We start from the raw sequence: 23,223 nt of genomic DNA, 5'->3' as shown, positions 1-23,223 counted from the left end.
AAGTGGGCGAACGGCTGCAAGGTCACCACCACGACCAGGAAGATCAGGGTCAGGCCGATCAGCAGGATATCCAGGGCAATCTCGTTGGGCGTCTTCTGCCGCTTGGCCCCCTCGACCAAGGCGATCATGCGGTCCAGGGTCGATTCGCCCGGGTTGCTGGTGATGCGGATCAGCAGCCAGTCGGACACCAGCCGCGTGTTGCCGGTCACCGCCGAGCGGTCGCCGCCGGACTCGCGAATTACCGGGGCAGACTCGCCGGTGATGGCCGCCTCGTTGACGGCGGCGATGCCTTCGAGCACTTCGCCGTCGCCGGGGATCAGTTCACCGGCGACCACCTTGACCACGTCGTCCTTGCGCAACGCGGTGGCGGCGACCGTCTGGAATACACCCGCGCTGTCGCGACGCTGGGCGGTGAGCCCCTGGCTCCCCGCCTTGAGGCTGTCGGCGCGGGCCTTGCCTCGGCCTTCGGCCAGGGCTTCGGCGAAGTTGGCGAACAACACGGTGAACCACAGCCACAAGGCGATCTGCACCGCAACAGCCGTGCTCACGCCACTGCCAGGGGCAATGCACAGCACGGTGGTGAGCACCGCAGTCAGGGCAACCACCAGCATGACCGGTGAGCGCTTGAGCTGGCGCGGGTCCAACTTGACGAAGGCCTGGACCAGGGCCGGGCGCCAGAGCGCGGCGAAGCGGGTCTGGTCCTTGGCGTTGCGAGGGGCTTTTACATCAGCAATGGGCATGTTCATGGTCGGCTCCTCATAAGCCCAGGCTCAGGTGTTCGGCAATCGGCCCAAGGGCCAAGGTCGGCAGGAAGGTCAGGCCCCCCACCAGCAGGATGGTCACCAGCAGCAGGCCGGTGAACAGCGGTCCGTGGGTGGGGAAGCTGTTCAGCCCTTGGGGCGCACTCTTTTTCGCCGCCAGGCTGCCGGCCAGGGCCAGTATCGGCAGGATGTAACCGAAGCGGCCGATGAGCATGGCCAGGCCGATCATCAGGTTGTGGTACACCGTGTTGGCACCGAAACCGGCAAACGCCGAGCCGTTATTGGCGGTGCCGGAGGTGTAGGCGTACAGCAGTTGGCTGAAGCCATGGGCACCCGGGTTGCTCACCGCAGCCGCCGGGCCCGGCAGGCTGGCGGCGATGGCGCCCAGCACCAGCACGCCGACCGGCATCACCAGCAAGGTCGCCACCAGCAACTGCACTTCACGCGCCTGCAGCTTCTTGCCCAGGTACTCCGGCGTGCGGCCTATCATCAGGCCGGCCAGGAACACGGCGATCAGCACGAACAACAGCATGCCGTAGAGCCCCGCGCCCACACCGCCGAAGATCACCTCACCCACCATCATGTTGACCATCGCGACCATGCCGGTCAGCGGGTTGAGGCTGTCGTGCATGGCATTGACCGAGCCATTGGAGGCAGCGGTGGTGGTCACCGTCCACAACACCGAGCCGGTGGTGCCGAAGCGGCTTTCCTTGCCCTCCATGGGCGCGCTCTGTTGAACCTGTGGGCTTTCAAGTGCCGGGTTGGGCTGGTGTTCGGACCACAACGCGGTAGCCCCACCGATGAGGAACAGGCTCAGCATGCAGGCCAGAATCGCCCGGCTCTGGCGCAGGTCCTTCACGTAGTGGCCGAAGGTGAACACCAGCGCCACCGGGATGAGGATGATCGAGGCCACCTCGAACAGGTTGCTCCAGGCACTGGGGTTTTCGAACGGGTGCGCCGAGTTGACGCCGAAGAAGCCACCACCGTTGGTGCCCAGTTGTTTGATCGCAATCTGGCTGGCCGCCGGGCCAAGCGGAATGGTCTGCTCGCTGCCTTGCAAGGTCAGCGCATGAGCGTAGTCGGCAAAAGTCTGCGGCACGCCCTGCCAGACCAGCAGTAGCGCCAGCACCAGGCACAGCGGTAGCAGGCCGTAGAGGGTGGCACGGGTCATGTCGACCCAGAAATTGCCCAGGGTGGCGGTCGAACGACGGGCAATGCCGCGGCACAGGGCCACGAGTACCGCCAGGCCAGTGGCGGCGCTGACGAAGTTCTGCACAGTCAGGCCGAGCATCTGGCTCAGGTAGCTGACCGACGCCTCGCCGCTGTAGCCCTGCCAGTTGGTGTTGGTAACGAAGCTCACGGCGGTGTTGAACGCCAGCGACCACTCCTGGCCGGGAAGGTGCTGTGGGTTGAGCGGCAGGTACCCCTGCAGCAACAGCACGGCAAACAGCAGCAGGAACCCGACCAGGTTGAAGGCCAGCAAGGCCAGGGTGTATTGCTTCCAGTTCTGCTCCTGGTCGGCGTGAACGCCCGCCAACCGATAGCAGCCCTGCTCCACCGGGCCCAATACCGGTGACAGCCAGGTGCGCTGGCCTTCCATCACCTTGTAATAGAACCGCCCGAGCCAAGGTGCCGGCAGCAGCACGATGACGAAAAACGCCAGTAACAAGGCAAAGTCGTAACTGTGCATGGCCACTCCCTAACTGCGATCGGCGCGCAGCAGCGCCACCAGCAGGTAAATAGCCAATGCCACTGCCAGCAGCAGTGACAGCCCGTCGAGCATGTTCATGTGTGAAGCTCCCCGTGGTGCGGCTTGGGCCGCTTTGAGGGAATTGTCCGAGGGAGGGGCGTAAAGGGGCGAGATCGAGGGGTGAGGTAAGGCATAAAGAATGCGTAAAAACGCGAGGTGACGCGCGAAAAACACCAATCAAAACAATTCTCATTTGTGCTATTTTGCCGCCCTCGCTCGCACGCCCGCTAAGGTGGCCCCATGTCCGGTTCAGATCTCAAGGCACTCTACCTCGCCCATCGCGAGGAGATTCAGGAGTACCTGGACCGCCGCCTGCGTTGCAAGGAAACCGCCGCCGACCTGACCCAGGACGCATTCATCCGGCTTTCCGAGCAGATGGGCCGCAGCCGCATCGAGAACTTTCGCGCTTACCTGTTTTCCAGCGCACGCAACCTGTTCATCGACCACACCCGCCGTCAGCAACACCGCAAGAGCGAGCCGCTCGACTCGCAGGAAGCGCACGCGACGGCCCAGCCGAGCGCAACGCTGGAACAGGCCGCCATTGCCAATCAGCAACTGGCCGCGCTGAACACCGTGATCCAGAACATGCCTGCACCGTGCCGCGAGGTGTTCCTGATGGTGCGGGTCGAAGGCATGACCTATGCCGACATCGGTACACGGCTTGGCATCTCCCCCAAGACGGCGTACAGCCGTATGGTGAAGGCACTGGAATTGTTGAAACAGGGCATGTCCCAGTGAAGCCGGAGCCGATGGATCACACCGCTGCCAATGACATCAGCCACCAGGCCAACGCCTGGTTTGCGCTGTTCCACGGCGGTGCGCCCACACCTGAGCAACGGGCGGCATGGTCGGCGTGGATGGCCGCTGATGTTCGCCATGCCCAGGCCTATGCCGAACTTGAAAACCTGTGGGCCGCTTCGGCGCTGCTGCTGCAACCCCAACGCGCTGCCCCTGCGGCCCCGTCACGCCTGTCCAGGCGCCGCTTCGTCGGCCTGGGGCTGGCCGCCAGTGCTGCTGCAGTGACTGCAGGCGCCGGCACGTTGTGGCTGAACGGCATGGACTCACCGTTCGCCGACCTGCGCACCGCCGTGGGCGAACGCCGCATCGCGTACCTGCCCGACGGCTCGACGGTCGAAATGGCCGGCCACACGGCGATGAACCTGGACTTTTCAGCGACCCGCCGGGCAGTCGAGCTGCTTCACGGCCAAGCGTTTTTCAGGGTTAGGCCGAGCGCTGCGGGTGAGTTCAGTATCAACACCCAAGCTGGGCGACTGCACACCCGTGAAGGCGAGTTTTGCGTGTCGTGCGAAAACGACGCGGGGCTGGTGGCGGTTAGCCAAGGGCGTGTGCAAGTGCTGACGGCCGGGCAGCAGACAGAGCTGGAAGAAGGCCTTTCGCTCAGTTTCAGCGCCCGTGCGACGGGTGACATACAGCGTGCGGAGCTGGCGCAGATGCTAGCCTGGCGCAATGGCCGGCTGGTGTTCTTCAATGAGCCACTGCTGACCGTGGTCGATGCACTGCAGCGTTGGCGCAAGGGCCGGATTTTCATCATGGACAAGCAACTGGCCGCCCGACGCGTGAGCCTGATTCTCAACCTCGACCACCCCGACCAGATGCTCGATGTGCTGTCCCGGGCCCTTGCCGTACGCACCACGCGCTACACCGACCTGGTCACGCTGATCTACCCCGCCTGAAAAATTTCAAAGCGCCATCAGACATTCCGATGCCCCATGCGTCTTAACGGCACTGAGATTTATTCGCATATCCGTACTGCATGGGGCACGCCTGAATGGCCAACCGACACAAACTGCACACCACACTTCATCCACACTGGCAGCGCAAGGCACTGGGCGCAGCACTGGCCTGCACGTTGCTGGTCGGTAACCTCCAGGCGCAGGCCGCACCTGGGCAGGCCCCTGCGAGGTCGATGCAGCAACTGTCACTGAACATCCCGGCACAGCCGTTACGCCAGGCGTTGCTGGTGTTCAGCCAACAATCCGGGCAGAACGTGCTGCTCGACGGCAACGTCGATGCAACCCTGCGCAGCCCCGCCGTGGTAGGCCGTTTCTCGGCCGAAGAGGGCCTGGCCAGGTTGCTGCAAGGCAGTGGCTACAACTTCGCCCGCACCGACGCGGCGACGCTCTACCTGGTGCCCAGCGAGACGCAGAGCCAGGGCAACGAAGTGCTGCTGGCGCCCACCCAGGTCCATTATCAACTGGCCCAGGCTGATGAACAGCGCCCTGGCTATCAGGGCAAACCCGCCTCCAGCACCACGCGCCTGGGCCTGAGCAACCGGGAAACCCCACAGGCGGTGTCGACCGTTACCCGCGAGCAGATTGACGATTTCAAGCTCAACAGTGTGAAAGATGCACTGCGCAACGCCCCCACGGTCACTGTCGAACAGTTCGAGACCGACCGCACCGCCTTCACCTCGCGCGGTTTCACCATCGACAACTTCGAGTACGACGGCATGGGCATGCCCTTCTCATCCGGTGTGCTACTGGGTGACCAGGACTTGGCCGAATTCGAGCAGATCGATGTACTGCATGGCGCCAACGGCCTGATGAGCGGCGCAGGTAACCCGTCTGCCACGGTCAACTTCGTGCGCAAGCGCCCGACCGACAGCTTCCAGGCCAGGCTCAACACCAGTGTCGGGTCATGGGACAACCGCCGGGTGGACGTCGATGTCAGCGGCCCGCTGAGTGACAGCGGCAAGGTGCGCGGGCGCTTCATCTACGCCCATGACAAGGGCAATTCGTACCTTGATCGCTACAGCCACGAAATCAATGTAACAGCAGGCCTGCTGGCCTTCGACCTGTCAGACGCCGATACCCTGACCGTCGGTTTTTCCGAACAGAAGAGCGATTCCAACGGCAGCACCTGGGGTGCCCTGCCGATGGCCGACTACGCGGGCAACCCGATCCACTACAGCAGCCGCAGCGCCAGCATCGGCCAACCCTGGACCTACTGGAACATCCACACACAACGGGCGTTTGCCGAGCTGGCGCACGACTTTGGCGCGGGGTGGAAAGGCAAGGTCACCGTGACCGGGACCAATCAGCATCAGGACACCCAGATGCTCTATGCCATCCCCGCCACCGCCGACGATGTGTTTGCCTACATCAACCGCACCACCAGCACCGAGCATCAGCTCACCGGCGAAGCACAGTTGTCTGGGCCTTTCGCGCTGCTGGGTCGCCAGCATGAACTGACCTTGGGCGCCAACTATGGCCGCAGCCGCCACGATGAGCGCGGCTACTACCGCAACGCCTCCGGCAATGAGATCGTCAGCCTTGCCGACGCACTTGCCGGGGCAGTCGTAAAACCACCTTTGACGTACACCGATGAGCTCAATACCCAGCATTTCACCGACCGCCAGAAAAGCCTGTATGCCGGCGCGCGCTTCAGCCTGACCGACGACCTGCACTGGATCGCCGGTGCCCGTATGCTCAGCGCCGACGGTGAGGGCATGGGCTATGGTGCGGCGCACGACACCCGGGTGCACGGCAAGGTGACGCCCTATACCGGGCTGGTCTACGACTTGAATGATCAGTGGAGCCTTTATGCAAGCTGGGCCGAGATCTTCAAACCGCAGTACCTGCGCAGCTCGGCCGGGGGCGTGATCGAACCGCTGGAAGGCAAAAGCACTGAAGTGGGCGTGAAGGGCAGCCTGCTCGATCATCGGCTCACCGTCACTGCAGCAGTGTTCAAGACCGAGCAGCAAAACGTGGCGGTGACCACTGGCGAGATCATCAACGGCCAGTACGCTTACCGTGGCGAAGACAACAACAGCCGGGGTGTGGAGCTGGAAGCTTCCGGTGAGGCGATGCCAGGTGTGGAACTGGCCGCAGGCTACACCTACGTGCACATCGAGGATGACGACGGCGAGAAAACCCGTCGATACGTGCCAAGCCACACGCTGCGCGGCAGTGTCACCTACCGCCTGCCCGGCATGCCGCAAGCGCGCGTAGGTAGCCGGGTGCAGTGGCAAAGCGCGACCGAGGCCGATGGTAACAGCCGCGTTCGGCAAAGCGCCTACGCCCTGGTCGACCTGATGGGCAGCTACACGTTTGACGAAAACTGGAGCGCTTCGCTGAATCTGAACAACGTCTTCGACAGGAAATACCTGTTGTCGCTGTACCAGTCGGCGGGGTCCACCAACTTTGGCGCACCACGCAATCTGACGGCTTCGGTGACGTGGAAGTACTAGCAACTGCTGCAGGCGCGGCCCCTCGCAAGGCCGCGCCTACGGCGTCTGCTGCTCGGCGTTGCGGCTCCAGTCCAGCAGCAGGCTGTACCCTACCGCCAGCAAGGTCGGCCCGATGAACAGGCCAATGAAGCCAAAGGCGATCAACCCGCCGAACACCCCGAGCAGCACGATCACCAGCGGCAGATTGCCCCCTCGGCTGATCAGGTAGGGCTTGAGCACGTTGTCCACGCCGCTGATGACGAAGGTGCCCCAAATGCCCAGGAAGATCGCCATGCCGTAATCCCCCTTCCACACCAGCCAGGCCGTCGCCGGGATCCACGCGAGCGGCGGCCCCATCGGGATCAGGCTGAGCATGAAGGTCACCAGGCCAAGCACGATCGCCCCCGGCACGCCAGCAATCAGAAAGCCGATCAGCGCCAGCAGGGCCTGGGCCGCTGCGGTGCCGATCACACCGTTGACTACCCGCTGCACGGTGCCGGCAACCAGCTCCAGGTAATAATCGGCGCGGTCCCCCGTCAAGCGCTGCAGCAGGCGCAGCACGAACGCCGACAAACGCGGGCCGTCACGGTAGAAGAAGAACACGAAGACCAGGCTCAGGGTGAGCTCCAGCACGCCGCTGCCGATCTGTGCGCTACGTGCCAGCAACCAGTTGCCCACCTGGCCCAGGTAAGGCTTGATCGACGCGATCAGCGCCGCGCCCTGCTGGTCGAGCGACTGCCACCAGTTGACCATGCGCTCCCCCACCAAGGGGACGCTGCCGAGCCAGGCCGGTGCATCGGGCAGGCCATCGACCTGCACGTCACGGACAAACGCCGTGGCATCACGGATATGGTCGGCCAGGTTGAACCCCAGCCACACCAGCGGCAAGGCCACGATCAGGATCCAGGCCGTGGTCAGCAGGCTCGCCGCCAGGGTTTCGCGCCCACCCAGCACGCGCGTCAGCAAGCGCATCAGCGGCCAGCTGGCGAAGGCCAGAATGGCGCCCCACAGCAGCGCCGAAATAAACGGTGCCATGACCCACAGGGCAGCACCGAGCAGCGCCAGCAGCACGATCTGGACCAGCAGGCGGTCATTATTGGCCATGGTGACGCTCATTCAACGGATCAGTTCCAGGTGCAGGCCTTCGGTGGCTGCGGTACCGACTTCAAGGCGGCTGCTGCGCACGCCTGCATTGACCAAGGCCTCGCGCCAGGCCTCGGCGTTGGCGCCACTGAGGCTGGCCCGCAGGGTGCTGTCCAGGTTCAGGCTGCGCCCAAGCAGGGCCACCCAGGCCGGTTGCGGCGTACTCAGGTCAGGGTAGTCGAGTTTGCCGGTGTCGCGCATTTCGCGCAGCACCGTGCCGGCGGTCGGCAGCAACTCGCCAAGCGGGCTGGCGGCGACGAACTCCTCGACATGCAGGTAGGCGCGGCGGTTGCCACGGGTGACGCTGTACAGGGCGACCAGGGTGTCGGCCTGTTCGGCCGAGCGACGCAACAGAATGAACGCTTGCTGCTCGTCACCGCCGTTCAAACGGGCATTGGCGAATACATCGTTGGCCCACAGGCTGGCCTCGCCGCAATCACGGCCCTGGCACCAGAACAGCGGGTAGCCGCCGTCGTGTTGCAGCGCTTCTCGAGCACTGGTGAACGCTTCGCGGGCGCTGCGCTCGACCGGCAGTTCATAGGTGACCGAACTGACCTGGCCACGGCTTTCGACCTTGTCATCGACCCGCAGGCGGCCGCTGATCTTGCGCAAGGGCCCCATGGGGTAGACGCGCTCCTGCTCCACTGCAGGGCGTTGATCGACCACCTTGGCGTCCACGGGGACGGGCAGGTTGTCGGCCCACAGCAACGGGCTGGCGAGCATCAGGCAGGCGGCGAAGGTGGTGCGGAGGGTAACGGGCGCGCTCATCGGCAGCCCAGTCGGTGCTTGGCACCGAAGTTATGGTCCAGCGTGTCTGGCATTTGCATGGTTGTCTCCCTGTTCAACCCGCCAAGCCTCGGCACTTGTCCGGTGCAAGTCAAGCAAAGCCAAAGAAGCGATTGATACAGTCTGCGACAAGGGCCGCGCCCTGTTCATCGTTCAGGTGCAGATGATGACCACCGGGCAGCGTCACCTGCTCAAAGGGTAGCTGTTCCAGCAACTCGGTGTGGCGCGCCAGCATGCCATCGGCAGCCACCACCAGGCAGGCTGGGCAACTCACCCGCCTGACATAGGCCATGGCCTGGGCGTGGCTCAGGCGTGTAGGGGATGGCAAGGTCAGGCGGCTGTCACTGCGCCAGCTGTAACCACCCGGCACGGGCATCAGCCCACGCTGGGCCAACAGCTCGGCCGCTTCGCGACTGACCGCGACCATGCCCTTCATACGCGCCTGCACGCCCTCCTCCAGCGCCGGGTAAACGGACTTGCGCTTGCCGTCCAGGCGCAACTGCGCCTGCAATGCCATGCCCAGGCGTTCGCCTGCGTCCTGCTCGGCGCCGGTGGGTGGGATGACCCCGTCGATCAGCGCCAGGTGGCTGATGCGCTCCGGCAAGGCGCCCGCCAGTTGCACCGAAATGATCGCCCCCAGCGAATGGCCCAGCAGGGCAAACCGCTGCCACCCCAACTGCTCGGCAACCCGCAGCACATCGTGGGCATAGTCGGCCAGGGCATAACCCGCCCCGAGGGGCCGATGCTCCGAGTAACCATGCCCGGCCAGGTCCAGGGCGACGATGCGCAGGCCCTGCAGCCGCGGCGCCAGGCGGGCGAAGCTGTTGGCGTTGTCCAGCCAGCCGTGCAGGGCGATCACCGGCAGCCCGTCCTCGGGGCCGAACAGGTGAGCGGCCAGCTCGATATGGCCCAGGCTCAAGCGGATTTCCTGCATGTGCGCGCTCATGCCTGGCTCCAGCGGTCGAACAGGCCCTTGATCAAGCTGGCGGTGTCGGTCGGGCGCTCCAGCGGGAACATGTGCCCGCCCGGCACGCTGTGGTACTCACCCTGTGCCATGCCGCGCACCGCCAGCGCGTGATGACGGCGGATCACGTTGCTGCGCTCACCGCAGACCATCGCCAGTGGCACCTGCAATTGCCGGGCAGGCGCAGGGCTTGCGTGGGGGATGCTGCGATAGATACTGATCTCGGTAGCCGGGTCGAAACGCAGGCGCAAGCCACCCTGGGCAGGCTCCAGGCCGTGCTCCAGATAAGCTTCGAGGCAATCGGGGTCAAAATGCCGGAACAAGCGCTTGCTGGCGAAGTAGTCCCGTGCGCTGTCGCGATCGGCGAACGCCTCGCGGCGCCCCAAGGTACGGCCTGCCGGGGTGATACGGTCGATGAAGCCAAAACGCTTGGCCGTGCGCAGCAACCATTGATCGGCGCGGGTCAGCACTGGCGAGTCGAGCATGACCAGCCCGCGGTAGTACTCGGGGCAACGCAAGGCGGCATGCAGGTGCAGCACCCCGCCCAGCGAATGGCCCACCGCCCAAACCGGCGCGTCTTGTTGCGCCAGATGGTGCAGCAGCTCATCGACCAGGTTCTGCCAGTTTTCGTTCACCGGGAAGCGCGGGTCGTGGGCATGCTGGGCCAGGTGGCGGACCTGATAGTCTGGCGCCAGGGCGGCGAACAGCTTGCCATAGGTGGCAGACGGGAAACCATTGGCGTGGGCGAAGAAGATGTGCTGCGACATGGCGCCTGGTCCGGACGGGGATGATGGCCCATTGTCTGCATCGCGAGGCCGCTCGGCAATGTTTGGAAAGGTCATCGGCGAGGGCTATCAGGTCATCTGCTGCGATCCAGACTGACCAGTGAACGTTGCAGGCAGGCCTGCATGTAGGCCAACTGGCTCTCGAGCACTTCGCGGGCCAGACGCTGGTCCTGGTAGTCGAGCTGCAGCCTGCGCAATGCCAGGCAACTGGTCTGCAGCAAGTGGGAAACCCGCAGGCAGGCCTCTTGCAGGGCACGCAGGTCTTCCTCGCCCTGTTGCCTGGCGTTGGCTTCCAGCCCGTAATGGCCACGCACCTTGCCCATCAGATGATAGAGCTTGGCGTCGGCCGAGTCGCGCAGCAGGCTGTACTGGGCAAAGTCGAGCAACTCGCCTTCCTGCACCTTGTCCACGGTGGGCTGCAAGTCCACGGAGCGTAACAACGCCTGCATCTGCCCTTTCATCAATCGCTCCCTGCCATCCACCCGTCCGATGGAGCAACGCTAGCAAGCTGCCAAGTGAAGCGGCAACTGACAATAATGCCAGTTGCCAGGCATCAGGACGGCGCGTTAAGTGCGCGCAAGCTCATCAGCCCGGCCAGCGGCCAGTCCCCCTCCAGCTCCGCCAGGCTGGCGGTACTCATGGCCGCCGGTTGCTGCAGATGACCATGTTCAAGGGCACCGACCAGCGTCCCCACCAGCGGTTGGTGGCTGACCAGCAGCACGTGCTCCAGGCCCAGCCGTTCGATTTCGCCGATTACCTGCTGCACGTCGCTTTCCGGCGTCAACCAGGGCACGGTGCGCACAGGTTCGGCAAAACCCAAGGTGTCGTGCACCAGGGCAGCCGTCTGCTGGGCACGCACGTATGGGCTGGCGATGATTGCCTGCAACGGCTGCCCGAGCAGGCGCGCGGCACTGTGCAGCACCTGCTCGCGGCCATGGCTGGTCAGGCGCCGCTCGGCGTCGGTGTTGGCCCGCGGCTCCGCCTCACCGTGGCGCAGCACCCACAGTTTCACAGCTTGGGCTCTTCGTCACGCACCGGGTGCGGCGCCGGTGCCACGGCATGCGGTGCTTCGCCTTCTGGCGCACGGGGTGCTGGCCAGTCGGCGAACGGCCAAGGTTTCTGGTCGCTGTGGAAGCTGCCGAAGCGGCCGATCTGCGCCAGGTACTGGCTAAGGCTGTCACCGAAGTTCATCAGGCTGGCGCTGGGCGCGCCGTACACCAGGCGGTAGATCAACTGCACCAGCACCAGGCCGCCCAGCAGCAGTTCGGCCAATTGCCAGACCACCAGGAACACCAGCATCCACAGTACCCGCAGGATGATCGACTCGCGCTGGGCGCGTTCGGGTGTATCGTTCATGACTCGCTCCTTGCTTTATCAGGGCCGCGGACGGCTCAATTGAAACCGCTGATGGAAATGAAATCGACGTCGGTCTTCGGCTCGGCGCGCATCAGGTGCTCGATCACCTGGTTCAAGGTACGGCCCTCGAACAGGATGGCATGCAGGCCTGCCACCAGCGGCATGTATACCTGCACTTCCTGGGCCTTGGCCTTGAGCACCTTGAGGGTGTTCACCCCTTCGGCGACTTCGCCCAGCCGATTGACGGCCTGCTCCAGGCTCAAGCCTTGCCCCAGCGCGTGACCTACCTGGTAGTTGCGGCTCTTGGGCGATGAACAGGTGACGATCAGGTCACCGACCCCGGCCAGGCCAAGGAAGGTCATCGGGTTGGCCCCCTGGCTCACGGCAAAGCGGGTCATTTCGGCCAGGGCACGGGTGATCAGCATGCTCTTGGTGTTCTCGCCCATGCCCAGCGCCACGGCCATGCCGGCAATAATGGCGTAGACGTTCTTCAGCGCGCCACCCAGCTCGACGCCGAAGCGGTCGGCACTTGCGTAGACGCGGAAGGTGCGCCCATGCAGCACGGCCTGCACCCGTTGGCAGAGCGCTTCGTCTTCGCTCGCGACCACCGTGGCGGTGAGTGCATGCTCGGCGATCTCGCGGGCCAGGTTTGGCCCCGACAGCACGCCGATGCGGGCCTCGGGGGCGATTTCTTCGAGGATCTGGCTCATCAGCTTGAAGCTTTGCGCCTCGATGCCCTTGGTCAGGCTGACCAGGCCCTTGCCACGCAACAACGCAGCATGCGGCGCCAGCACGCTGCGCAAGGCGCTGGACGGCAAGGCGACGAAGACCAGGTCGCAGGCCTGCAAGGTAGCCAGCAGGTCATTGACCGGCTCGACCCCATCGTGCACGCGGATGCCTTTGAGGTAGCGTGGATTCTCGCGGTTCACGCGCATGGCCTCGGCCTGCTCCGGGTCGCGCATCCACTGGCGCACCGGTACACCGTTTTCCGCCAGCAGGTTCGCCACGGCGGTGCCGAAGCTGCCGCCGCCCAGAACTGCAACAGGTTGCTGTTCAGTCATATCCAATCCGTTAAAGCCAAAAGTTAAGTGGCGACCAGGGCATTATACGGCTCGCCTGCCATGCGCCAAGGCTAGCAACGCAGATTGCACAGACAGGGCAATCAGATCCCAGCCAGATCACTGGCAAAAGCCCCACGGTCGGTTAACATGCCTGTTTCATCTCTGAAACAAGGTCGTACCGTGTTGCCTGGCACGCCCCCCTACCCGCGTCTTCTACTATTGACCGCCTTGCTCGGCGGCCCGGCCATGGCCGACGATCTGTTCATCGACAACGCCGACCTGCCGCAGGTTCTGACCGCCACCCGGCTCAAACAATCCCCGGCGGCGGTGCCCGGCAGCATGACCGTGCTCGACAGCGAGCTGATCCGCGCCAGCGGTGCCCGCGACATCCCCGAACTGCTGCGCCTGGTGCCCGGCATGATGATCGGCTACGGCGCCGGCAACCAGCCAACCGTCAACTACCATGGCAGCAACGTCAATGACGCCCGGCGCATGCAGGTGTTGATCGACGGACGCTCGGTGTACCGCGCAGGCCTGGCGACGGTGGACTGGAGCGACATCCCGCTGGCCATGGAGGACATCGACCGCATCGAGGTATTCCGTGGCCCCAACACGGTCAGCTATGGCGCCAACGCGCTGATGGCCGTGGTCAATATCCTCACCCGCAACCCCGCCGACAGCCATGGCACGCGCCTCAAGGTCACCCGTGGCCAGGACGGCATCAACGATTTCTACGCCAGCCACGGCTTCGGCTGGGACGGCGGCGACATGCGCCTGTCGGTGTCGGGCCAGCAGGACGATGGTTTCGACAAGGACCAGTACGGCCAGGACTACCGCGACAGCCGCCGCCTCACCCGCTTCAACCTCAGTGCCAGCCACAGCCTGGCCCCCGACCAGACCCTGGAATGGCAACTGGCGGCCAAGGAAGGCAGCAACCAGCGGCCTTACACCTACCAGCCGGTGTTCCCCTATGTGACCCAGCGGGGCGACAACGCCGACGTCAATGCCAAGGACTACGTAGGTTCGGTACGCTGGAACATCGACTTCAACCCCGATCACAGCCTGTACGTGCAGGGCTCGGCCCAGCACTTCGACCGCCAGCAGGTCTGGCGTGCCTGCGACGCGGCCCTGTCGTTCAGCCCGGAGCTGACCCGGCTGTGGCAGCTCAACCCGAACTTTGCCGAGCTGGTGGCGCGCGGCGCCAACAACCCCCCGCGCAGCAGCAACCCCGAAGAACAGGCCCTGGTCGAAGCCATCCAGGCCCAGTGGAACAGCGAGGGCGGGCGCAATGTGGTCTGCGGCGATGTCGACCAGAGCACCCGCGAAACCCGCTACGACCTGGAAATCCAGGACACCCTGAGCCTGACCGACAGCCTGCGCCTGCTCAGCGGCATGAACTACCGCTATGACCGCGCCGACTCGCAGACCTATTTCAACGGCAGCCTGGACGACCAGACCTGGCGCCTGTTCGGCCAGTTGGAATGGCGCGCCGATGAGCACTGGATCATCCAGGGCGGCGCGATGTTCGAGGACTCGCGCCTGTCCGGCAGCTCGCTGACCCCACGCGTGGCGGTCAACTACCTGATCACCCCACGCCATGGCCTGCGTGCGGTGTATTCCGAGGCGGTGCGCTCACCCGACATGTTCGAGAACAACGTCAACTGGAGCTACACGGTCAAAAACCTCAGCCCCAATGCGTTTGGCCAGCAACACGGTGAGTATTTCGTCAAGACGCGCGGCCCGGGCGACCTCGACCAGGAGCGCATGCGCTCGCGCGAGCTGGGCTACAACGGCTACTTCAGCGACCTCGACCTGAGCATGGATGTGAAGGTGTTCTACGACGAAATCACCGGCATGATCAGCGAGCCGCTGAAGAACAACCAGTACATCGCCAGCAACGCCAACAAGGCCCGCTTCACCGGCAGCGAGGCGCAACTGGACTGGCGCCCCACCCTGCGCGACCGCCTGCGCGTGACCTACGCTTACGTCGATGCCTGGGCCAGCAACCCCGACGACCGACGCCTCAGCGCCCGCAACAGCGGCTCGGCGGGCTGGATGCGCGAATGGGGCGCTGGTTGGTCGAGCGCGCTTTTCTACTACGGTGACGATGCCCTCAACCAGTACCGCTACGAGCGTTTGGACCTGCGCGTGGCCAAGCGTTTCCGGGTACAGGGCAGCAACCTGGAACTGGCAGCGCTGTGGCAGCAACGCCTGGACGATGAGCCGACTACCGCACTGCAAAACCGTTACGACAGCCGCCATCGCCTGAGCGTCAGTGCGGAGCTGGAATTCTGATGGCCCGCCTGCTGCGCCTGCTGCTGCTTTGCCTATGGCCCCTGGGGCCGCTGTGGGCCAGTGATATTCTGCTGGTCGGTGGCGAAGACCAGCCCGGCATTCGCAGCTTCGTCGCGGCAGTCGAAAGCCATCGCCCGCAGGATCGAGTGCGCTTCCAGACCACGGCCGATTTGCCGCGCCCAGGTCGGCTAAAGGCCGATCAGCGTCTGGTGCTGCTCGACCGTGCCGCACTGGAGTGGCGCCTGAGTGAAAGCGCCGGGCCGCCGGCACTGGCCATGCGGGTAAGCCGGGTACAGGCTGAACAGCGCCTGGGAAAGTCACGCCCCGCCTTCCTTACCCTGCTGTGGAGCGACCCGCCGCTGGCCCGCCAACTGCGCCTGGCGCGCTACCTGCTGCCACAAGCACAACGCATCGGCGTGCTTTACGGTAAGCACAGTGCCTTTCTGCTCGATGAGCTTCGCCATGCCGCCCGCCCCCTGGGCCTGGAGATCATTGCCCAGGACTGGCCCGACCCGCGTGACAGCCGGCCCCTGCAATACCTGCTGGGCAACAGCGACGTGCTGCTAGGCCTGGACGACTCCGCCCTGTACAACCCCAAGACCGCAAAAAACCTGCTGCTCAGCAGCTATGGGCGGCAAATGGCGTTGATCGGCCCGAACGCAGGCTTTGTTCGCGCAGGCGCCCTGGCCAGCACCTACAGCGACCAGGACGACTGGTTGGCGGTGCTCGACCACTTGCTCGACCAGCCGCCGGCACGCTGGCCGCGCAGCCTTTACCCCGCGCGCTACGGCGTCAGTGGCAACCAGCAAGTGGCACGCGCCCTGGGCCTTGAACCCATCGATCCGAACGCCGCCGCCAAGGCCCTGGCCGAAGGAGAATCCACCCCATGAGCAGACGCCTGAGCTGGGACATCCACACCCGCACCCAAATCATCAGCCTCGGCCCCGCCCTGCTGCTGACCTTGCTGCTGATCAGTTTCTTCACCTTCGTGCGGATCCAGGACTTGCGCCAGGAGCTCAACCACACCGGCCAGCTGATCGCCAACCAGTTGGCGCCGGCCTCCGAATACGGGGTGATCTCGGGCAACAACGAAGTGCTCGAAGGGCTGATGCGCGCCACCTTGAGCATTCCACACGTACGCTTTCTGGAGGTACAGGACAGCCGTAACCACATCCTGGTCTACGTCGAGCAGTCTGACGAAAGCGCCAATCGGGCGCAGCGGGTGGAAGTGTTCCAGGCCCCGATCCGCCTCCAGCAGATCCGCCTGGACACCGACTTCCTGCAGCCGGGAAAGGTTTCTTCCCCGGCCATCGGTGACGACTACCTGGGGCGGGTGATCGTGGGCATGTCCGACGATGCCTTCAGCCAGCGCCAGCAGGAAATCGTCATCAAGGCGGGCATCCTGGCCCTGTTCGCCCTGCTGTTCACCTTCCTGCTGGCGCGGCGGCTGGCCGTCAGCCTGGCCAAGCCCATCAGCGACATGGGCCATGCGGTCAAGGCTATTCAGCAAGGCGAATACAACACCCCGCTGCCGGTGGTCGATGACAGCGAGCTGGGCCATCTGGCGCGCCACATCAACAACCTGGCCAGCGCCCTTGAGCAAGCCAGTGACGAGCAAAAGCAGGCCATCGCCCAGTTGACCCAGGCGCGTGAAGAGGCCGAACAGGCCAACCGCGCCAAGTCGGACTTCCTGGCGATGATGAGCCATGAGCTGCGCACCCCCATGAATGGCGTGCTGGGCATGCTGCAACTGCTCGAAACCACCCCACTGACCAGCGAACAGGCCGACTACACCGCAGTTGCCACCGAGTCCACCGGGCATTTGCTCAAGGTCATCAACGACATTCTCGACTTCTCGCGCATCGAGCGCACGGCGCTGGAGCTGGAGCGCATCGACTTCAACCTCGGCGACCTGATCGCCAGCAGCGTCCAATCGTTCCAGCACAGCGCCCAGCAACGCGGCCTCGGTCTGCACCTGCACATGCCCGAAGGCATCGAACACTTGAGGGTGAACGGCGACCCGACGCGGATCCGGCAGATTTTGCTGAACCTGGTCGGCAATGCCCTGAAGTTTACCGAGCAGGGCCAGGTGCAGGTCGAGGCGCGTTGCCAGGTACTGGACCGACAACTGCTCTGGTTCACCTGCAGCGTGCGCGACACCGGCATCGGCATCGACAGCGACCGCCTGGAAATGATGTTCGTCGCCTTCCAGCAGGCCGACAGTTCGATTTCCCGGCGCTATGGCGGCACCGGCCTGGGCCTGTCGATCGCACGTACCCTGGCCGAACGCATGGGCGGCAAGCTGCGCGGTGAAAGCCGCGAGGGCCTGGGCTCGACCTTCACCCTGGAAATGCCCTTGGCCCTGGCCGCAGCTGCCCCGGTGCAACTGCCCGCAGCGGTGCGCGAGCAGCGGCCGCTGGCCGGTAGCGAGCGGGTGCTGCTGGTAGAGGACAACCTGGTCAATCAGAATGTCATAGAAGCCATGTTGCGCAGCCTGGGGCTTGAAGTCAGCGTGGCGGCAGACGGCCTCCAGGCAGTCGAGCAGGTCAGCCAGCAACGCTTCGACGCCATTTTGATGGACTGCCGCCTGCCGAACCTGGATGGCTATGAAGCCACCCAGCGCATCCGCCTGCTGCCCAACGGCATGCACCTGCCGATCATCGCCTTGACCGCCAACGCCCTGGAGGGTGATCGTGAGCGCTGCATGGCCGCCGGCATGGACGATTACCTGAGCAAACCCTTGCGCCGTACCGAACTGCAACGCGTGCTGCAACGCTGGTTACCCGGTCAGACAACCGCGACTGGCGATAAATGCTAAAGTGCGGCAGTCTTAAGGACTGGACAGGACCTTCTTCGGGCCTGAAAATAGACGTTTCAGTGCACACCTGTACTTCTTTCGTCTGGTGCACTGTGACTTTCACCACAACGCAATAGTCTACCTGTAGGCTGCCGCCCCGGAGTCATCGCTTTTCGGGCCGGCCGGGAAGATTCATCCCCTGCCGCAGGGGGTTATTGAGGAGCTCGCATGACCAAACAACACGCCTTTACTCGGGAAGACCTGCTGCGCTGCAGTCGCGGTGAGCTGTTCGGCCCAGGTAATGCGCAACTGCCCGCGCCGAACATGCTGATGGTCGATCGCATCACCCATATCAGCGAAGAAGGCGGCAAGTACGGCAAAGGTGAATTGGTCGCCGAGCTGGATATCAATCCGGACCTGTGGTTCTTCGCTTGCCACTTCGAAGGCGATCCGGTCATGCCGGGCTGCCTGGGCCTGGACGCCATGTGGCAGCTGGTCGGCTTCTTCCTCGGCTGGCAAGGCTTGCCGGGCCGCGGCCGCGCGCTGGGTTCGGGCGAAGTGAAATTCTTCGGCCAGGTATTGCCTACCGCCAAGAAAGTCACCTACAACATTCAAATCAAGCGCGTCCTGAAGGGCAAGCTGAACATGGCCATCGCCGATGGCTCGGTCAGCGTCGACGGCCGCGAGATCTACACCGCCGAAGGCCTGCGGGTCGGCGTGTTCACCTCCACTGACAATTTCTAAGGGTTATTCGCATGCGCCGCGTCGTTATCACTGGTCTGGGCATCGTATCGTGCCTGGGCAATGACAAAGAGACCGTCACCGAAAACCTGCGTAACAGCCGTCCGGGTATCCGTTTCAACCCGGAATACAAGGAAATGGGGCTGCGCAGCCAGGTTTCCGGGTCCATCGACCTCAACCTCGAAGAACTGATCGACCGCAAGGTCTATCGCTTTGTCGGCCACGCTGCGGCCTACGCCTACCTGGCGATGCAGGACGCAATCAAGGACGCCGGCCTGACCGAAGAGCAGGTTTCCAACCCGCGCACCGGCCTGGTTGCCGGTTCCGGCGGCGCCTCGACCTTGAACCAGATGGAAGCGCTGGACACCCTGCGCGAGAAAGGCGTCAAGCGCGTCGGCCCGTACCGCGTCACCCGCACCATGGGCAGCACCGTTTCGGCGTGCCTGGCCACCCCGTTCAAGATCAAGGGCCTGAACTACTCGATCTCGTCGGCCTGCGCCACCTCGGCACACTGCATCGGCACCGCGCTGGAGCAGATCCAGTGGGGCAAGCAAGACATCGTCTTCGCCGGTGGCGGTGAAGAAGAGCACTGGAGCCAATCGTTCCTGTTCGATGCCATGGGCGCCCTGTCGACCAAGCGCAACGAAACCCCGGAACTGGCCTCGCGCGCCTACGACAACGACCGTGATGGCTTCGTCATCGCCGGCGGTGGCGGCATGGTGGTGGTCGAGGAACTGGAGCACGCACTGGCCCGTGGCGCCAAGATCTACGCCGAAATCGTCGGCTACGGCGCGACCTCCGATGGCTACGACATGGTCGCACCAAGCGGCGAAGGCGCCATCCGCTGCATGCAGCAAGCGCTGGCCACCGTCGACACCCCGATCGACTACCTGAACACCCACGGCACCTCGACCCCGGTCGGTGACGTTGCCGAGATGAAGGGTGTTCGCGCAGTGTTCGGCGACAAGGCACCGAAGATCAGCTCGACCAAGAGCCTGTCGGGCCACTCGCTGGGCGCCGCAGGTGTGCACGAGGCGATCTACTGCCTGCTGATGATGGAAAACAACTTCATCGCCGGCTCCGCCAACATCGACGAGCTGGACCCGGAAGTCGCTGACCTGCCGATCCTGCGCAAGACCGAAGAAAACGCCAAGATCGATACGGTCATGAGCAACAGCTTCGGCTTCGGCGGCACCAACGCCACCCTGGTGCTCAAGCGCTGGGCTGGCAAGTAAGGCCGTGACGCAGTAATGAAAACGCCCCGACTGGTTCGGGGCGTTTTCTTTTGTGTTGCCGGTACCGGCTGCTAGCGCGCCTTGGGCAACACCGCGAGGAAGTTATCCCGCGCCACCTTGTTGGCCACCGCTTCGGGCAAGGCATCGAGGAACGGCTTGAAGCCGTGCATCTCCTCCCCCAGGCTGCCAAACCGCCCCACCACATCCGACCCCAGCATGAAGCGCTCCGGGTAGCGCTTGACCAGCTCGACCCAGGCCTTGCGCGGCACGCCCTTGTCGTCCAGCAAATAGGGCTTGAGCACACTCCACGACAAGTCGACATACAGGTTCGGGTAGTCCTCCAGCAAACGCGTCAGCACCGGCAACAGAAAGTCCATCTGCGTCTGATGCCGATGGATCTCCATGCTCGTGCCCGCATGCGCCCAGATAAACCGGGTATGCGGATGATTACGCAGCGGCTCTTCGATTTCGGCCAGGTACAGGGGGTTGCGCTCACGCTTGGAGGTGATATTGGAGTGCAGCAGCACTGGCAGGTCGCGCTCTGCCGCCAGGTGATAGATACGCGTCATGGCTTCGTTGTTGGCACGCGGCGTATCGCCGCTGGTCAGGGCCGTGAGGTCATCATGACGGGTGAACACCTCGCCGATGCCTTGCCAGAGCCCGGGGTACAGCTCGAGCATGCGCTCGATGTGGCTGACAGCGTTCTTGTCTACCGGGTTGAAGCCCGTCAGAAACGGATGAAAGCGCCGCCGCTGCGCCTCTGGCAGCTTCTCAAGGGCTGCGGCGACGTAGGTATCGGTCGCGCTGTACCAATAGGCATCGGCGTCATCACCTGCGTAATAACGCGGGCGCTTGGGTTCGTCCTCGTGCCATTTCTTGGCCACCGGGATGCCGGAGATCATCGACTGCTCGATGCCCGCCTCATCCATGGCCTTGATCAAGGCCGGCATACCCTCTGTCTCCTGGAAAAAGTCCACGTAGTGCAGGTGGGCGTCACTGTAGCGGTAGTCGCGCGCCTGTGCCGGCAGGCACAAGCAGCCGGACAACAACGCACAAGCCAGCGCTCTGGCGATCATGGGCAGCTTCCTTCTCCAAGTACGAACAGGGTAGACCGACTGGCCCGCGCCGCAGTTCAGCAAACCCCGGCAAACCGCTATGCTTGGAGCACTTGCAACCTGCCCGGAGCCCACCATGAGCAGCCCCCTGGTCATCCGCCCACGTGCCGAGTCGGTCGAGGGCCAGCCGATCCTGCGCCCGCTGCCATCGGCGCAGTGCCGCAGCGTCGGCCCGTTCGTGTTCTTCGACCATATGCTCGAAACGGACTACGCCCCAGGCCGTGGCATGGACATCCGTCAGCACCCGCATATCGGCCTGTCAACGCTGACCTACCTGTTCGAAGGCGAGATCCTGCACAAGGACAGCCTAGGGTCCGCGCAGCATGTGCGGCCAGGCGATGTCAGCTGGATGACCGCTGGCAGTGGTGTGGCGCATGTCGAGCGCACACCGGCCGATGCGCTTGCCCGTGGCTCGCGCCTGCACGGCCTGCAGGTCTGGCTGGCATCGCCGCGCGCGCTTGAGGAGGGCACACCAAGCTACAGCCATCACCCGGCGGAAAGCCTGCCGGTCAGTGATAGCCTGGGGGTACGCATCTGCATGATTGCCGGCCACGGGTTCTGCCTTGAGTCGCCGGTACCGGTGCTCTCCCCTACCCTCTACGCCCATGTACACATGCAGCCGGCAACCACGCTGCAGGTAGCGGATGAACATGCGCAGCGGGCGCTGTATCTGCTTGACGGCGAGCTGGTACTGAACGATGAGGCTGTCGAGCCGTGCAGCCTGGTGGTGCTGCCGGAGGGCGAAGCGGTTACCTTGTACGCAGAGGGTGAATGCCAGCTGGTATTGATCGGCGGCGAGCCGCTGGATGGGCCGCGACGGATGAACTGGAACTTCGTGGCGAGTGATCCGGCCTTGATCGAGCGGGCCAGGGCGAGGTGGGCTACGGGGGATTGGCCGACGGTGCCGGGGGAGACTTCACGAATCGAGTTACCGCGGTGATGAGGGCCGCTGTGCGGCCCCCATGCACTGTCAGCGCTGAAACACTTCGCCAAGCAGGTTGTGCATCGAGCGGAACGCGCGCTCCGCGGTACGACGGTCGTACTGCATCTTGCCCGGCACGTTCGCATTCGGGTCGGTAAACGAATGCACCGCCCCGCCATAGCTGAGCAACTGCCAATCGACCTTGGCCGCATTCATCTCGTCTTCGAAGGCTGGCAATTGCTCCTTCGGCACCAGCGGGTCGGACGCACCGTGCAGCACCAGCACCGAGCCCTTGATGTGCTTGGCATCTGCCGGGTTCGGCGTATCCAGGGTACCGTGGAAGGAGACCGCAGCCCTCAGGTCGGCACCCGCACGCGCCAGTTCCAGCGCACAGCAGCCACCGAAACAGAAACCGAAGGTGGCCACCTTGCCAGGCTCCAACAACGCCTTGGACTGCGCCAGCAGCTGCGAGAGCGCTTCCTGCATGCGCTTGCGCAGCTCTGCGCGGTCGTTCTTCAATGGCATCATCGCCGCCCCGGCCTCATCGGCATTGGACGGCCGCACCGACTGCCCATAGAGGTCGGCAATCAGCACCACATAGCCCTTCTCGGCCACTTCCCTGGCAATGCGCTCGGCACCTTCGCCAATACCCATCCAGTTCGGCGCCATCACCAGCCCCGGCCGCCCCAACGCACCAGGCTCGTAGACCAGGCGGCTTTCATAGGCCTTGCCAGACAGGTGATAGACCAATGATTCGACGATTACCTTGCTCATCAAGCACTCCTTAGCATTCACCATGAAAAAGCCCGCCGAAGCGGGCTTATCGATGCATCAACTCAAGCAGACAGCTCGACCAACAGCTTGTTCAGGCGACGAACGTAGGCCGCCGGGTCCTTGAGGCTGTCACCGGCCGCCAGGGCCGCCTGATCGAAGAGGATGTGCGACAGCTCGGCGAAGCGGTCTTCGCTCTGCTCGTGGTCCAGCTTCTCGATCAACGGGTGGCTCGGGTTGAATTCGAAGATCGGCTTGGAATCCGGCACCTTCTGCCCGCTGGCTTCGAGGATCTGGCGCATCTGCAGGCCCAGGTCCTGTTCGCCGATGGCGAGAATCGCCGGCGAGTCGGTCAAGCGGTGGGAAACACGCACCTCGGCAACGCTGTCACCCAGCGCGCCTTTCAGGCGCTCGACCAGGCCTTCTTTGTCTTTGGCGACTTCTTCCTGGGCTTTCTTGTCTTCCTCGGAATCCAGCTTGCCCAGGTCCAGGTCGCCACGGGCGACGTCGACGAAGCTCTTGCCGTCGAACTCGTTGAGAGATCGGAAGAGC

At 64.1% G+C, this 23,223-nt stretch carries 22 protein-coding genes and 1 pseudogene; 9 read left to right on the top strand and 14 right to left on the bottom strand.

What is annotated here, in order from left to right; all coding sequences use genetic code 11:
• From NP534_RS15795 to kdpF, 3 genes are all read right to left on the bottom strand, one after another.
• Nucleotides 1-746, bottom strand: a 746-nt coding sequence (locus tag NP534_RS15795; protein ID WP_443201081.1) for a P-type ATPase, incomplete at its 3' end; no start/stop codon positions are given.
• A 10-nt stretch (nucleotides 747-756) separates the two neighbouring features.
• Nucleotides 757-2,451 (bottom strand): potassium-transporting ATPase subunit KdpA, encoded by a 1,695-nt coding sequence (gene kdpA / locus NP534_RS15790; protein WP_274099321.1) that lies wholly within the window; start codon nucleotides 2,449-2,451, stop codon nucleotides 757-759.
• A gap of 9 nt (nucleotides 2,452-2,460) precedes the next feature.
• Nucleotides 2,461-2,550 carry a K(+)-transporting ATPase subunit F gene (gene kdpF, locus NP534_RS15785; protein ID WP_033699240.1) on the bottom strand — a complete coding sequence of 30 codons (90 nt, stop codon included), beginning with the start codon at nucleotides 2,548-2,550 and terminating at the stop codon, nucleotides 2,461-2,463.
• Between the two features lie 201 nt (nucleotides 2,551-2,751).
• Here kdpF and NP534_RS15780 point away from each other — a divergent pair, with 201 nt between their 5' ends.
• The 3 genes from NP534_RS15780 (at nucleotide 2,752) to NP534_RS15770 (ending at nucleotide 6,721) form a co-directional block, all read left to right on the top strand.
• Nucleotides 2,752-3,249: an RNA polymerase sigma factor gene (locus NP534_RS15780; protein WP_033699241.1), complete on the top strand. Its 498-nt coding sequence runs from the start codon at nucleotides 2,752-2,754 to the stop codon at nucleotides 3,247-3,249.
• Nucleotides 3,250-3,260: 11 nt separating this feature from the next.
• On the top strand, nucleotides 3,261-4,205 hold the full coding sequence (locus tag NP534_RS15775) for a FecR family protein (protein ID WP_274099320.1): 945 nt from the start codon (nucleotides 3,261-3,263) through the stop codon (nucleotides 4,203-4,205).
• A gap of 95 nt (nucleotides 4,206-4,300) precedes the next feature.
• A complete protein-coding gene (locus NP534_RS15770) occupies nucleotides 4,301-6,721 on the top strand; it encodes a TonB-dependent siderophore receptor (RefSeq protein ID WP_274099319.1) in 2,421 nt (806 codons plus the stop codon).
• A gap of 36 nt (nucleotides 6,722-6,757) precedes the next feature.
• Here NP534_RS15770 and NP534_RS15765 read toward each other — a convergent pair whose 3' ends face one another.
• The 8 genes from NP534_RS15765 to NP534_RS15730 form a co-directional block, all read right to left on the bottom strand.
• Entirely contained in the window at nucleotides 6,758-7,804 is a 1,047-nt protein-coding gene (locus tag NP534_RS15765) for an AI-2E family transporter (RefSeq protein ID WP_033700174.1), read from the bottom strand.
• Between the two features lie 12 nt (nucleotides 7,805-7,816).
• Nucleotides 7,817-8,611 (bottom strand): DUF4892 domain-containing protein, encoded by a 795-nt coding sequence (locus tag NP534_RS15760; RefSeq protein ID WP_033699247.1) that lies wholly within the window; start codon nucleotides 8,609-8,611, stop codon nucleotides 7,817-7,819.
• Between the two features lie 109 nt (nucleotides 8,612-8,720).
• Nucleotides 8,721-9,575, bottom strand: coding sequence for an alpha/beta hydrolase (locus NP534_RS15755; RefSeq protein WP_274099318.1), 855 nt, complete (start codon nucleotides 9,573-9,575; stop codon nucleotides 8,721-8,723).
• Nucleotides 9,572-10,360: an alpha/beta fold hydrolase gene (locus NP534_RS15750; RefSeq protein ID WP_274099317.1), complete on the bottom strand. Its 789-nt coding sequence runs from the start codon at nucleotides 10,358-10,360 to the stop codon at nucleotides 9,572-9,574. The genes NP534_RS15755 and NP534_RS15750 overlap by 4 nt, the downstream gene beginning before the upstream one ends.
• 92 nt (nucleotides 10,361-10,452) lie before the next feature.
• Nucleotides 10,453-10,827 (bottom strand): hypothetical protein, encoded by a 375-nt coding sequence (locus NP534_RS15745; protein ID WP_274099322.1) that lies wholly within the window; start codon nucleotides 10,825-10,827, stop codon nucleotides 10,453-10,455.
• A 104-nt stretch (nucleotides 10,828-10,931) separates the two neighbouring features.
• The gene (gene sixA / locus NP534_RS15740; protein ID WP_033699251.1) at nucleotides 10,932-11,390 is read right to left on the bottom strand and encodes a phosphohistidine phosphatase SixA; all 459 of its coding nucleotides are present in this window, start codon (nucleotides 11,388-11,390) and stop codon (nucleotides 10,932-10,934) included.
• On the bottom strand, nucleotides 11,387-11,734 hold the full coding sequence (locus NP534_RS15735; RefSeq protein WP_027592856.1) for a DUF4389 domain-containing protein: 348 nt from the start codon (nucleotides 11,732-11,734) through the stop codon (nucleotides 11,387-11,389). The genes sixA and NP534_RS15735 overlap by 4 nt, the downstream gene beginning before the upstream one ends.
• Nucleotides 11,735-11,769: 35 nt before the next feature.
• A complete protein-coding gene (locus NP534_RS15730) occupies nucleotides 11,770-12,795 on the bottom strand; it encodes an NAD(P)H-dependent glycerol-3-phosphate dehydrogenase (protein WP_274099316.1) in 1,026 nt (341 codons plus the stop codon).
• A 147-nt stretch (nucleotides 12,796-12,942) separates the two neighbouring features.
• On the opposite strand from NP534_RS15730, the gene NP534_RS15725 reads away from it, so the two are divergent.
• The 5 genes from NP534_RS15725 to fabB all read left to right on the top strand — a co-directional run bounded on the left by NP534_RS15725 (nucleotide 12,943) and on the right by fabB (nucleotide 19,863).
• Entirely contained in the window at nucleotides 12,943-15,090 is a 2,148-nt protein-coding gene (locus tag NP534_RS15725) for a TonB-dependent receptor plug domain-containing protein (protein ID WP_274099315.1), read from the top strand.
• Nucleotides 15,090-15,980, top strand: coding sequence for an ABC transporter substrate-binding protein (locus NP534_RS15720; protein WP_274099314.1), 891 nt, complete (start codon nucleotides 15,090-15,092; stop codon nucleotides 15,978-15,980). The genes NP534_RS15725 and NP534_RS15720 overlap by 1 nt, the downstream gene beginning before the upstream one ends.
• Nucleotides 15,977-17,908 (top strand): ATP-binding protein, encoded by a 1,932-nt coding sequence (locus tag NP534_RS15715; protein WP_274099313.1) that lies wholly within the window; start codon nucleotides 15,977-15,979, stop codon nucleotides 17,906-17,908. Before NP534_RS15720 ends, NP534_RS15715 begins: the two co-directional genes overlap by 4 nt.
• 207 nt (nucleotides 17,909-18,115) lie before the next feature.
• Nucleotides 18,116-18,631 (top strand): 3-hydroxyacyl-[acyl-carrier-protein] dehydratase FabA, encoded by a 516-nt coding sequence (gene fabA, locus NP534_RS15710; protein ID WP_033699257.1) that lies wholly within the window; start codon nucleotides 18,116-18,118, stop codon nucleotides 18,629-18,631.
• An 11-nt stretch (nucleotides 18,632-18,642) separates the two neighbouring features.
• Nucleotides 18,643-19,863: a beta-ketoacyl-ACP synthase I gene (gene fabB / locus NP534_RS15705; protein WP_033699258.1), complete on the top strand. Its 1,221-nt coding sequence runs from the start codon at nucleotides 18,643-18,645 to the stop codon at nucleotides 19,861-19,863.
• 71 nt (nucleotides 19,864-19,934) lie between these two features.
• Here the strand turns inward: fabB and NP534_RS15700 are convergent, their stop codons facing one another.
• Nucleotides 19,935-20,939 (bottom strand): amidohydrolase family protein, encoded by a 1,005-nt coding sequence (locus tag NP534_RS15700; RefSeq protein ID WP_274099312.1) that lies wholly within the window; start codon nucleotides 20,937-20,939, stop codon nucleotides 19,935-19,937.
• Nucleotides 20,940-21,054: 115 nt separating this feature from the next.
• On the opposite strand from NP534_RS15700, the gene NP534_RS15695 reads away from it, so the two are divergent.
• Nucleotides 21,055-21,918, top strand: coding sequence for a pirin family protein (locus tag NP534_RS15695; protein ID WP_274099311.1), 864 nt, complete (start codon nucleotides 21,055-21,057; stop codon nucleotides 21,916-21,918).
• A gap of 30 nt (nucleotides 21,919-21,948) precedes the next feature.
• Here the strand turns inward: NP534_RS15695 and NP534_RS15690 are convergent, their stop codons facing one another.
• Nucleotides 21,949-22,674: a dienelactone hydrolase family protein gene (locus tag NP534_RS15690; protein ID WP_274099310.1), complete on the bottom strand. Its 726-nt coding sequence runs from the start codon at nucleotides 22,672-22,674 to the stop codon at nucleotides 21,949-21,951.
• A 62-nt stretch (nucleotides 22,675-22,736) separates the two neighbouring features.
• A pseudogene (locus NP534_RS15685) lies at nucleotides 22,737-23,223 on the bottom strand (molecular chaperone HtpG); the annotation flags it as partial.

The sequence above is a fragment of the Pseudomonas sp. 39004 genome (assembly GCF_028682155.1).
In the GTDB taxonomy this organism is placed as follows: Bacteria; Pseudomonadota; Gammaproteobacteria; order Pseudomonadales; family Pseudomonadaceae; genus Aquipseudomonas; species Aquipseudomonas capeferrum.
Note: the sequence above shows the minus strand (reverse complement) of the source record. Positions and strands in the feature narration are given on the sequence as shown.

What these genes read in the sequence shown, in the direction of transcription:
- kdpA (WP_274099321.1), bottom strand. Translation starts at nt 2,451, where the DNA reads ATGCACAGTTACGACTTTGCCTTGTTACTGGCGTTTTTCGTCATCGTG.
- kdpF (WP_033699240.1), bottom strand. Translation starts at nt 2,550, where the DNA reads ATGAACATGCTCGACGGGCTGTCACTGCTGCTGGCAGTGGCATTGGCT.
- NP534_RS15780 (WP_033699241.1), top strand. Translation starts at nt 2,752, where the DNA reads ATGTCCGGTTCAGATCTCAAGGCACTCTACCTCGCCCATCGCGAGGAG.
- NP534_RS15775 (WP_274099320.1), top strand. Translation starts at nt 3,261, where the DNA reads ATGGATCACACCGCTGCCAATGACATCAGCCACCAGGCCAACGCCTGG.
- NP534_RS15770 (WP_274099319.1), top strand. Translation starts at nt 4,301, where the DNA reads ATGGCCAACCGACACAAACTGCACACCACACTTCATCCACACTGGCAG.
- NP534_RS15765 (WP_033700174.1), bottom strand. Translation starts at nt 7,804, where the DNA reads ATGGCCAATAATGACCGCCTGCTGGTCCAGATCGTGCTGCTGGCGCTG.
- NP534_RS15760 (WP_033699247.1), bottom strand. Translation starts at nt 8,611, where the DNA reads ATGAGCGCGCCCGTTACCCTCCGCACCACCTTCGCCGCCTGCCTGATG.
- NP534_RS15755 (WP_274099318.1), bottom strand. Translation starts at nt 9,575, where the DNA reads ATGAGCGCGCACATGCAGGAAATCCGCTTGAGCCTGGGCCATATCGAG.
- NP534_RS15750 (WP_274099317.1), bottom strand. Translation starts at nt 10,360, where the DNA reads ATGTCGCAGCACATCTTCTTCGCCCACGCCAATGGTTTCCCGTCTGCC.
- NP534_RS15745 (WP_274099322.1), bottom strand. Translation starts at nt 10,827, where the DNA reads ATGCAGGCGTTGTTACGCTCCGTGGACTTGCAGCCCACCGTGGACAAG.
- NP534_RS15735 (WP_027592856.1), bottom strand. Translation starts at nt 11,734, where the DNA reads ATGAACGATACACCCGAACGCGCCCAGCGCGAGTCGATCATCCTGCGG.
- NP534_RS15730 (WP_274099316.1), bottom strand. Translation starts at nt 12,795, where the DNA reads ATGACTGAACAGCAACCTGTTGCAGTTCTGGGCGGCGGCAGCTTCGGC.
- NP534_RS15725 (WP_274099315.1), top strand. Translation starts at nt 12,943, where the DNA reads ATGCCTGTTTCATCTCTGAAACAAGGTCGTACCGTGTTGCCTGGCACG.
- NP534_RS15720 (WP_274099314.1), top strand. Translation starts at nt 15,090, where the DNA reads ATGGCCCGCCTGCTGCGCCTGCTGCTGCTTTGCCTATGGCCCCTGGGG.
- NP534_RS15715 (WP_274099313.1), top strand. Translation starts at nt 15,977, where the DNA reads ATGAGCAGACGCCTGAGCTGGGACATCCACACCCGCACCCAAATCATC.
- fabA (WP_033699257.1), top strand. Translation starts at nt 18,116, where the DNA reads ATGACCAAACAACACGCCTTTACTCGGGAAGACCTGCTGCGCTGCAGT.
- fabB (WP_033699258.1), top strand. Translation starts at nt 18,643, where the DNA reads ATGCGCCGCGTCGTTATCACTGGTCTGGGCATCGTATCGTGCCTGGGC.
- NP534_RS15700 (WP_274099312.1), bottom strand. Translation starts at nt 20,939, where the DNA reads ATGATCGCCAGAGCGCTGGCTTGTGCGTTGTTGTCCGGCTGCTTGTGC.
- NP534_RS15695 (WP_274099311.1), top strand. Translation starts at nt 21,055, where the DNA reads ATGAGCAGCCCCCTGGTCATCCGCCCACGTGCCGAGTCGGTCGAGGGC.
- NP534_RS15690 (WP_274099310.1), bottom strand. Translation starts at nt 22,674, where the DNA reads ATGAGCAAGGTAATCGTCGAATCATTGGTCTATCACCTGTCTGGCAAG.